This is a genomic window from Streptomyces sp. NPDC006879 (assembly GCF_042869595.1).
Taxonomy (GTDB): Bacteria; Actinomycetota; Actinomycetes; order Streptomycetales; family Streptomycetaceae; genus Streptomyces.
In genome coordinates this window covers 1-9,176 of sequence record NZ_JBIAGC010000078.1, presented here as the reverse complement: position 1 = coordinate 9,176, position 9,176 = coordinate 1, and the positions used below count along the sequence as shown (strand labels likewise).

The following is a 9,176-nucleotide window of genomic DNA, read 5'->3' as shown; positions in this document are numbered from 1 at the left end:
GTCCGTCAAAGCGGAGCAAGCTCAGCCCTGGGCCAGAGGCGGGAGGGGCGTCGGGTCACGGTCGTACTGGATGGCGTAGCCGGCGACGGTCCCACCGAGCACCCCGAGGACAGCGGCGACTGCGACTAACACCGCGGCATGCACACGTCTGCACCTTCTTCTCTCCACTCCCGTGAAATCCACTTTGTCTGATTCACTGGTCAATGGCGCTGACATCCGCCCATCCGAGCAGCTGTTCTCGTTCTCCATGACATCCCTACAGGACACAGGCGCGGGATCCCTTTTACTCGCGCACAGGGCCAGACCAGCCAGGATGCCTATGAGTTGCACGGCCTCCGATCACGTTTCGGCATCGACTCCAGCAGGACGGCGGGGAGTCCTGCGGCGGACCACAGCTCCTGTTGACGGCTCTTGGGGCCCGGGCGGGCAGCGCTTGGCAACAGGGCGGACGCGACTCCTCGGTCCACTCGCGTCCAGGGCGCTCGGATCTCCCCTGCGGCATCGACAGGTACCGCCGGACCGGGGGCCGGCCGCTGGTCCGGCCGACCCGTACGTGCGGGTCCCTCCTGTGGACTAGCCCGGCGTGGTGCGCTGGAGGAGGCGCCCTCGCACATGTGAGGGTTCCAAGCGGTCCATCTCACCGAGGCGCCGGCGCGGGCCGCACGGGGCACAGTCGTGCCCGACCGACGTCGTACTCCCAAGGCGGGTATCACATGACACCTCCCCCGGTCCCCACGCGCCGGAGACGGCCCGGTCGGCGACGCGTACTGGCCCTTGCCCTCGCTGTGGTGGGGGCGGTTCTCGCGGCGACGACGGGGACCGCCCCGCGGGCGATGGGAGCCCCGGTCGCCGCGGACCGCGCCCAACGCGGCAGCCGTACCCCGGTCGTGTACATCGCCGACACGTTCAACGACCGAGTGGTGACCGTACGCCCCGGCAACAAGGGGCAACGCACCGTCGTCGGCAAGTCCTTGTCCTTGGACCTGCCGTACGGAGTGGCGGTAGACCAGGACCACAACCTCTACATCGCCGACAGTCGCCACAACCGCGTGGTCAAGAAGTCCCCGCACGGCCGAGCCACGACCGTGGGTCTTGGCCTGGCCTCCCCCTACGGAGTGGCCGTCGATCACGCGGGAAACGTCTACATCGCCGACACTGGCAACCAACGAGTCGTCAAAGTCGCACCGGACGGCACCCAGACCACTCTGGTCTCGGAAGGCATCAGCAACCCTACGGCGATCGCCGTGGACCCCGGCGGATTCCTCTTCGTCAACGACCCCTACAACCACCGGGTCATCAAGGTGCCGGTGAACGGCGGGCCGTTCACCACGGTTCCCGTCGCCGGGCTGGGCGACCCGGCTGGCCTGGCCCTGTGCGCGGACGGAAACCTGATCGTGGCCGATCCCTACAACAGCCTGGTACACAAGGTTCCCCTGGACGGCGGCGCCCAGAGTTCGGTCGGAAGCGGACTGGTCTTCCCCACCGGTGTGGCCGTCACTTCGGCGTGCGACGTGTACATCGCGGACTTCAACCAGAGCCAGGTCTTCCGGGTCGACGCGGACACGGGCTACCAGATCACCATCGGTACCGGCCTGTGGGCGCCCTATGCGCTCGCTCTCGGTGCCGACCAGCGGTAGGGGCGGGCAACACGCCCCGTGGCCCGGACCGGACCGCAGGAGGGCGCACGCACTGCGGGACGGAAGATCCACCTCGACGTCGACCACCGAAGGGTCGGCCACCCGCGCCGGCAAAGAACGGAGCCTCATGTCACTCCCCCGCACCAGTCGCACCGGCAGAGCCACGGCGCTGTTGCTCGCCCTGGCCGTCACGTTCATCGCGCCACCGGCCGAGGCAACGGGACGCTCCGAAGGACACGACCAGCCCTACTGCCAGGCCCCGGAGCACCCGGACCTGGCCGCCCGTCTGAACCGGGACATCACCCATGCCCTGCAGGGGCGCAAGTCCACGCTGTCCTTCACCATCCGCGACTACGGAACCGGTCTCACCTGCGCCTTCCGGCCCCGCGCGCACTACGACTCGGCCAGCATCGTCAAGGTCACCCTGATGACCGCCACGCTGCTACGGGCCCAGCAGCAGGGCCGCCCCCTCACCCCATGGGAGCGGCTCAACCTCCGACTCATGATCACCGTGTCGGACAACACCGCGGCCACCAACCTCTACAACAGCCTCGGCGTGCCCTTCATCGAGTACACGATTCGTCGTTGCGGCATGCGCGACACCGTCTTGAACACCACCGGGGAGTGGGGGCTCACCCAGGTCACCGCGCAGGACGAGATGAAGCAGCTCAACGTGTACACCGTCAATGACAAGGTGCTCTCCCCCGCAAACCAGGAGTACGGCCTCACACTCATGAACGAGGTCGTACCCGAGCAGCGCTGGGGCACCCCCTTCGGCGCCCCGCCGGGTATCACCGTCCACAACAAGAACGGCTGGCTCCAGCGCGTCCACCGCGCCTGGCGGGTGCACAGCCTGGGCATCTTCACCGGACGCGGACGGCTGTACCAGATGGCGGTCCTCACCGACGAGGACCCGTCCATGTCGTACGGGATCGAAACCATCCAGCGCATCGCCTGGCACGTCCACCGCGACCTCAACGAGCACCATGGTGGAGCGGACGGAGCCGTACCCGCCTACGAGCCCGGATTCCAGGCCAGTGAGGTGGGTGACGGATCCTACCCGCGTACGCCCACTGAGCCACAGGACAACTGAACGGAAATGCCTCATCAGCCCGCGGCGCCCGTACGGGGGCGGGGTGGGATGGTCGTCCGGAAGGGTTCACTAGCTCCAGCGAACCCTCCCGGGCGCCGTCCGGCGCTGCCGGCGGCACACGCGACCCGAGTCCGCTTCCGCCGGGAACACGGGCCCGCATCGGCGCCTTCAGTGCCCCGAAGCAGTGGTAGCGCCGTGTCGCGCAACGCGGCCCCGAGCTCGGCTGGGCCCCGCAGCCCGTTCCTGTGGCCTCAGGTATGGGACCACCCTCGCGTGCACAGCACGAGCCGGTAGCCATCGGGGTCCTCGATGGTGACGCCCCACTCGTTCCAGTACGGGTTGGGTGAGGTCACCCGCTTTCCGCCATGTGCCTGAAGTCTCGTGACGAGTTCCTCGGGCACCTCTTCGTCGAGGTAGATCACGAGCAGGTCCTCCGTGGTGGGCCGCGGCTCGACGGGCGCCGCCGTCTCGTGGACGAGTTCGAGGTGCCAGGAGGCGTCGGGCCAACCGACCATCAGTAGGTCGTGTTCACCGGGCGCAACGCCGGCCCTGGCTCGGTACAGCACGCTCAGGCCAAGGCCCTGGGTCCAGAACGCCTCGGCCACCAGAAGGTCTCTCGACGGGCGGGCGATACGGATGTGGCTGTGAGCGTTCACGGGCATGAGCTCCCCTTCGTCATGGCGCGCTCGACGGCGGACCCATGGGCGCGGCGCACCGAGTGATGTATTTTTCGCCATCGTAGGCAGCAGTCGGGCCTTGCGACGTCGGCCGCACGGCCGGTGTCCGCCGGCCGAAGTCGTAGGGCCGTGGGACCAGGCAAGGGCCTTGCCCTGGCGCGAAGCGCACGATGGTCCTTCAAATCGAGCGACACGTGGGGAGTTACGGGTCCGATCGCTGCGGGGCGCGACGGCGATCCCTCCCAGGCCGGACGACGCGCCCGGCCCGCTGGTGTCGCCAGTCCCCACACGCGTCCGGCCTTTCACCCGCCCGCCCGTGGGCCCTCCGCACGGCCCACCGACCCGGCCAGGCCCTGCGGGGCCTGCCGAACAATCCCCATCTCCCTTGTGGTAGCTGCTAGTTGACTACCAGCCCGCTCAGTCGCCAGCGTGCAGAAAGGTGTGTCAGTTACCTTGCGGTAACTACTGTCGCTGTGCCAGATTTCCCGATGCCACCGGCCGGTGCCCCCCACCTCCACGCCATTGCCAGAGGTCGCTCGCAGACCAGGCATGGCCAGACAACGGAGTCACACATGAGACGCACCGCCATGCTCGCTGCCGCCACCGCCGCGGTCCTCGCGCCTCTCGTCACCGCGCCTACAGCTCATGCCGCGGCGCACAACCCGGTCATCTTCGTTCACGGCCTCAGCAGTTCCGCCAGCACCTGGAACACCTGGGTCAACGATTTCAAGGCGGACGGGTACTCGGCATCGGAGCTGTTCACCTGGTCCTACAACTGGAAGCAGTCCAACAAGACCACGGCCTCGCAGCTCGCGACGAAGGTGCAGCAGGTACTCGCCCAGACCGGCGCCAGCAAGGTTGACATCGTTTCCCACTCGATGGGCTCGCTGAGCTCGCGCTGGTACCTGAAGTTCAACGGCGGCACCTCGTACGTCGACGACTTCGTCTCCGTAGCCGGAGTCAACCACGGGACGGACATCTCCTTCTTCTGCTCCTTCTACACCTCCTGCAAGGAAATGGTGATCGGGAGCAGCTTCCTGAAGACCCTCAACGCCGGTGACGAGACCCCGGGCAACGTCTCCTACGCCACCCTCTGGTCCACCTGCGACGCGGCCATCAACCCTGATGAGTCCGCGAAGTTGAGCGGAGCGACCAACACGTCGGTCGGATGCAAGTCCCACAACAGCATGAACGACGACCACGGAAACTACACGAAGGTGCGGGACTTCATCGCCTGATCAACAGGCGCCGACCCCGGTGCTGCCGCGCCGGGGTCGGATCCCCCGCCGCCACTGCGACACATCGGGTGGTTGGACAGCCCCGGGGAGCTGAGCGAGGGCGGAGACCGACAGGCGCCTGCCGATTTCCGCCCGCCGGTACGGAGCACCCGATGCCGTGGGCCGCGCCGTGCCACGCTGCGAAAACACCTGCCGGTTGACTCCTTTCGGGCGGCCAGCCGTGTGGGCGACCTTCACGACCAGATCCCGTATGGGATGATCCGACCCGCTTTCACATCATGGAATTCGTCTACGGCGGGTGGTCGGGCTGATCGGGGACACTCTGCCTCCTGCACTGGGAATCGCGCTTTCGCCATTCCCCCTGATCCCTGCGATCCTTCTGCTGCTGACGAAGAGGGCCTGGGTGACCAGCGGAGCCTTCCTGGCGGGCTGGTTCGCCGGGGTCGCCGTGGCCACCGTTCTCTTCGTCGAGCTCACCTCCCTGGTCAAACGGGCCGAGGAACCACCCACATGGGCCTCGTGGGGGCGAGTCGTCCTAGGAATCCTGCTGATCCTCCTCGCCGTTCGGCAGTGGCGGAAGCGGGCGACGAGGTCAGATCCCGCCTGGATCAGGGCTGTGGAGAGCGCCACCTGGAGTTGGGCACTGCGCCTCGGGTTCGTCCTCTCAGCCGCCAACCCGAAGATCCTGCTACTCGTCGCTGCGGCCGGAATGCACATCGGCGCCGCAGAACTGACCTTCTGGGGCACGGTCGGCGCCGTCGCCCTGTTCACGGTGATCGCCTCGTCCACCGTGGCCCTGCCGTCATTGCTGCGCGCCTTGGCGGGCAAGCGGATCCTCGGACCGCTCGGCACGGCACGGGACTGGTTGAAGATCCACAACGCCGCCGTCGTCGCATTGGTGATCGCCCTGATCGGGGTGCTGTTGCTCAGCAAGGGCATCCGTGGCCTCTGACGTGCAGGGGGACGAGCCAGCCAGTGGAAGACCTCGCCCGAGACCCGGGAACAACGGTCGCAAGTCCAGTGGTCGTACTACCGCGCGTGACCCTCGTCGCCCACCAGCGCCCTCAAGGATGCGCCGCGGCGAGGTCCTGAAGGACACCGAGGGCCCTGGGCGCCTGCTCATGGGGGACGAAGAGATGGTCGTGGTGAAATCCGGCAACCACGTTGCAGCTCAGTTCATGCTCGGCCAGGGCCCCGGAGACCGCAGCCGTGAGTCCGACCGCGTCGAGGGCCGAGTGCACACGCAGCGTGATCCAGCCGGCTACGTACCCGTAGTCGAGTCCGGCGGCGTCCGCCTCTTCCTGAGGCAGAACCAGCGTCAGTCCCTCCTCCTCGGCGACGGTCACCACCGGACTGACACCTGCCGGAAGGCCACCACGTACGACGGTGAAGACGTAGCGGCCGGGGTTGAGCTCGGGGCGCATGCCTTCGAGGAGTTCGTTCAGGTCACGCTCACCAGTCATGTCGATCATGTTACGTGCCGCCACCACGCTGTTCCTCGCCGCGCTGCGGATGCCAGGGCCGCTGACCGCCCGGTGCGGGCTCCTGCATGAGTGCCCGGACCGGCACAGGGCACTGTGCCACGAGCCTGACAGGTGGCACGATGGTCGAACGGGCCGATCGGACGTCGACCACACGACCCCCTGGGACACCCATGAACAACTGGCTTGCCTTCCGGCTCCTCGCGGCGGCCGGCGTCGCCGGCCTCGCCCTCACCGCCTGTGGCAGCTCCGACGGCTCCCCGCAGACGGCGGGATCGGCGCCGGTTGCACCAAAGTCGTCCGGACCCTCGCCCCTGACGTCCGAGCCCTCGCGGACCGCCGCGCCGGCTGACGGCACGGCGGCGCCCACCCACACCGCCGGCCCGGTGGACGCACCACCGCTGGACTCGTGGAGCCTCAAGCCGCTCTGGCCCTTCGCCACCCTCGCTCAAGTACGGGAGTGGGAGCGCCTCTACCGCGCCGACGGCCACCAGCCCTGGCACCTCGACCCGACCCAAACGGCCCTGTCCTTCACCCGCGACTTCCTCGGCTTCAAGGGAATCGATCGGGTTTCCTCGACGAAGGTCGAGGGCCGGCACGCACGAGTCGGCGTTGCCTATTCAGGCGCCGAGAGCGGTACCGCAGCGGTGATCCACCTCGTGCATTTCGGAGCCGGCCCGGATGCCCCGTGGGAGGTCGTGGGCACCGACGACACGACGTTCTCCCTGAGCCGCCCCGCGTACGGGTCACTCGCGAGCTCCCCCCTGGTGACCGGTGGGCGGATCACCGGAGTGGACGAGACGATCCGCGTCTCCGTGCACCAGCTCTCCTCCGCCGCACCGTTGGGCACCTCCCCCTGCTGCGTCCCGGCCGGCGGGCACGACCAGCCCTGGACCGCCACGGTCGCCTTCTCCGCCCCCCGGGACCCGGTGCTCACGGTGGTCGCGTCCACCGGGGGGCACGTAGCCGATGTCGAACGCTTCAGCATCACGGCGGTGCGTACGCGCTGACCGGCTGCCGGGCACGCGTCCCGACCTGCTGCGCCCGTCTGCCGCCAAGGGCCCTCCCGCGCCAGCCGGTGGGTCAGGGAGCGCCGTCAGACGCGGTGCGTCGCCAGACGGAGAGACGTCTTCATACCCGGGCGTATGCGGGTGATTCGACAACGCGGCGAGAGAGGGGAGCGGGCATCACGCCCCGCCGAGTATCGCGGGGCAGGCCTTACGAGGTTGTGAGCGAAGTCGGGTGTGACGTGGAGGTGGCCGCACGGGTTCCTCATGTGTAGCGTTGAGCGGGGTGGCCAATGAGAGTGTCAGTGGCGCCGGTTACGGTGCTGTGCATGACTGATTGGATCAGGAGCGGCGTCATAGCGTGGATGGAAGGAAACCGGTACGGGGAAGACGAAACCGTCCTGGTGTACTTCAAGGGGACCGGCCTGAGCCTCATGGCCGAAGGACTGGTTGCGCAGCACCGGCCGCCGTTCGCCTACGGCAACGATGCGGCACCCGGTGACTGGGGTGTGATCGTGCATCCCATGTTCAACCCGTCTCGCAACGACTTCGACGACATCGACTACCGCAAGCTGTGCCCGCAGGGCGCCGAGCTGATGGTGTTCGTTCCTAACCCGTGCTTCGCCAAGGCCCACGGACCCAAGGCGTACCACTACAAGGACGGCCAGATCTCGTCCTGCATCGACTACGAGGGACCCGAATACATCGGGGAATACTGGCCCAACAAGATGGCCCCGCTCATCACTGCGGCCGGGCTGGACTACAACAACGAGAACCATGAAGAGCAGCTGACCCAACTGATCTCTGACCACCTGGGGTTGCCCGCCCTGGACCGCTCCACTATCACAGTGGACCACAACCTGATGGCCTCCTACTTCTGACGAGGTTACGAGCGAAGTCGGGCGCGACGTGGAGGCGGCCGCACGGGTTCCTCGTGTGTGACGACGAAGGAATGGGCCCGTGCGGCCTTGTCCCATCCTGCCTTCACAGGCATCTCCCATGCACATCTCGGCGGTTTGATCGAGGAGTTGGCCGGTCCGTGGACCGCGCGATGTGAGTCTGCGCTGCACGAGCGGCGCGGCGGAAAGCGCAGGCAGCAGCCGGGCGCCGGACCGAAGCACGACCTAGTCTTCACCGACCGGCTGCTGGTCACCCTGGTCCACCTGCGCACCCAGCTCCCGCACGCCGCCCTCGCCGAGCTCTACGGCCTGGAGCGGTCCACCATCACCCGGGCGATCGGGGAGATCCGGCCCCTGCTCGCCGAGCGCGGCTTCGCCGTCCCCGACCGGCCCGGGGTACGTCTGCGAACCCTGGACGATGTATTCGCCTACGCCTCGGCCGAGGACGTGAAGCTGCGGATCGACGGTACCGAAACCCAGGTCCGTCGCCCCAGGGCCCACCGGCCCGGACGCTGCGCGTTCGTCTCCGGCAAGAAGAAACAGAACACCATGAAGACCACCACGATCAGCGACGGCCAGGGCCGCACCCTGTGGTCCGGAGCCGACCGGCCCGGCCGCATACACGACCAGACCGCCCTGCGCACCGAAGGCATCGCCGAACAACTACGCCTCCACCCCCGCGTGAAGGCCGAGGTCGACGAGGGCTACCGGGGCCTGGCGAACGAGTTTCCCGACCAGGTCTCGGCATCGCCGAAGAAACCGAAGGGCCTCGAAGATGACGGTGCTCCGCTGACCGAGCGGTATGCCTGGCGCGAGATGCGCCGCCGCCAGTCCTCACGGCGGATCTGCGTCGAGCACGCCAACGCCGAGCACAAGCAATGGCGCCCGCTGCAAAGCTTCCTCGGACGCCGCGAGCACTACCCCGCAACCCACCGCGCCATCGCTGGCCTGGTCTCCGACCGGGCCGCCCAGCGGGCTACGCGACGCAAGCCGAGCAGCGAACTCGTGCCCGTCAGCACAACAGCCTGCTGACTCACCCACCAGCCAAGTGAGCTGTACTGAGATTTGTGGAGTCCCTGATGCCAGGGTTACGGTCCTGGCGAAGGAGAACCACCAGCACCATGGCAGCACCCCGTAAATACCC

At 67.8% G+C, this 9,176-nt stretch carries 9 protein-coding genes; 7 read left to right on the top strand and 2 right to left on the bottom strand.

Going from position 1 to position 9,176, the window contains the following annotated elements:
* The first annotated feature begins 713 nt into the window (after positions 1–713).
* Both ACFYMC_RS29195 and ACFYMC_RS29190 read left to right on the top strand, forming a co-directional pair.
* On the top strand, positions 714–1,637 hold the full coding sequence (locus tag ACFYMC_RS29195; protein WP_388531002.1) for a hypothetical protein: 924 nt from the start codon (positions 714–716) through the stop codon (positions 1,635–1,637).
* A 127-nt stretch (positions 1,638–1,764) separates the two neighbouring features.
* On the top strand, positions 1,765–2,730 hold the full coding sequence (locus ACFYMC_RS29190) for a serine hydrolase (RefSeq protein WP_388530999.1): 966 nt from the start codon (positions 1,765–1,767) through the stop codon (positions 2,728–2,730).
* Positions 2,731–2,981: 251 nt separating this feature from the next.
* On the opposite strand, the gene ACFYMC_RS29185 is transcribed toward ACFYMC_RS29190, so the two are convergent.
* Positions 2,982–3,392 (bottom strand): VOC family protein, encoded by a 411-nt coding sequence (locus ACFYMC_RS29185; protein WP_388530996.1) that lies wholly within the window; start codon positions 3,390–3,392, stop codon positions 2,982–2,984.
* 587 nt (positions 3,393–3,979) lie between these two features.
* On the opposite strand from ACFYMC_RS29185, the gene ACFYMC_RS29180 reads away from it, so the two are divergent.
* Both ACFYMC_RS29180 and ACFYMC_RS29175 read left to right on the top strand, forming a co-directional pair.
* Positions 3,980–4,645, top strand: coding sequence for an esterase/lipase family protein (locus tag ACFYMC_RS29180; RefSeq protein WP_388530994.1), 666 nt, complete (start codon positions 3,980–3,982; stop codon positions 4,643–4,645).
* Between the two features lie 298 nt (positions 4,646–4,943).
* A complete protein-coding gene (locus tag ACFYMC_RS29175; RefSeq protein WP_388530992.1) occupies positions 4,944–5,597 on the top strand; it encodes a GAP family protein in 654 nt (217 codons plus the stop codon).
* Between the two features lie 112 nt (positions 5,598–5,709).
* On the opposite strand, the gene ACFYMC_RS29170 is transcribed toward ACFYMC_RS29175, so the two are convergent.
* Positions 5,710–6,108: an ACT domain-containing protein gene (locus tag ACFYMC_RS29170; protein ID WP_388530989.1), complete on the bottom strand. Its 399-nt coding sequence runs from the start codon at positions 6,106–6,108 to the stop codon at positions 5,710–5,712.
* A 191-nt stretch (positions 6,109–6,299) separates the two neighbouring features.
* On the opposite strand from ACFYMC_RS29170, the gene ACFYMC_RS29165 reads away from it, so the two are divergent.
* From ACFYMC_RS29165 to ACFYMC_RS29155, 3 genes are all read left to right on the top strand, one after another.
* Positions 6,300–7,136, top strand: coding sequence for a hypothetical protein (locus ACFYMC_RS29165; RefSeq protein ID WP_388530987.1), 837 nt, complete (start codon positions 6,300–6,302; stop codon positions 7,134–7,136).
* A 326-nt stretch (positions 7,137–7,462) separates the two neighbouring features.
* Complete coding sequence (locus tag ACFYMC_RS29160) at positions 7,463–8,014, top strand: hypothetical protein (protein WP_388530984.1); 552 nt, start codon at positions 7,463–7,465, stop codon at positions 8,012–8,014.
* Positions 8,015–8,071: 57 nt separating this feature from the next.
* Positions 8,072–9,064, top strand: coding sequence for a transposase family protein (locus ACFYMC_RS29155; protein ID WP_388530981.1), 993 nt, complete (start codon positions 8,072–8,074; stop codon positions 9,062–9,064).
* The last annotated feature ends 112 nt before the right edge of the window (positions 9,065–9,176 follow it).

What these genes read in the sequence shown, in the direction of transcription:
- ACFYMC_RS29195 (WP_388531002.1), top strand. Translation starts at nt 714, where the DNA reads ATGACACCTCCCCCGGTCCCCACGCGCCGGAGACGGCCCGGTCGGCGA.
- ACFYMC_RS29190 (WP_388530999.1), top strand. Translation starts at nt 1,765, where the DNA reads ATGTCACTCCCCCGCACCAGTCGCACCGGCAGAGCCACGGCGCTGTTG.
- ACFYMC_RS29185 (WP_388530996.1), bottom strand. Translation starts at nt 3,392, where the DNA reads ATGCCCGTGAACGCTCACAGCCACATCCGTATCGCCCGCCCGTCGAGA.
- ACFYMC_RS29180 (WP_388530994.1), top strand. Translation starts at nt 3,980, where the DNA reads ATGAGACGCACCGCCATGCTCGCTGCCGCCACCGCCGCGGTCCTCGCG.
- ACFYMC_RS29170 (WP_388530989.1), bottom strand. Translation starts at nt 6,108, where the DNA reads ATGACTGGTGAGCGTGACCTGAACGAACTCCTCGAAGGCATGCGCCCC.
- ACFYMC_RS29165 (WP_388530987.1), top strand. Translation starts at nt 6,300, where the DNA reads ATGAACAACTGGCTTGCCTTCCGGCTCCTCGCGGCGGCCGGCGTCGCC.
- ACFYMC_RS29160 (WP_388530984.1), top strand. Translation starts at nt 7,463, where the DNA reads ATGACTGATTGGATCAGGAGCGGCGTCATAGCGTGGATGGAAGGAAAC.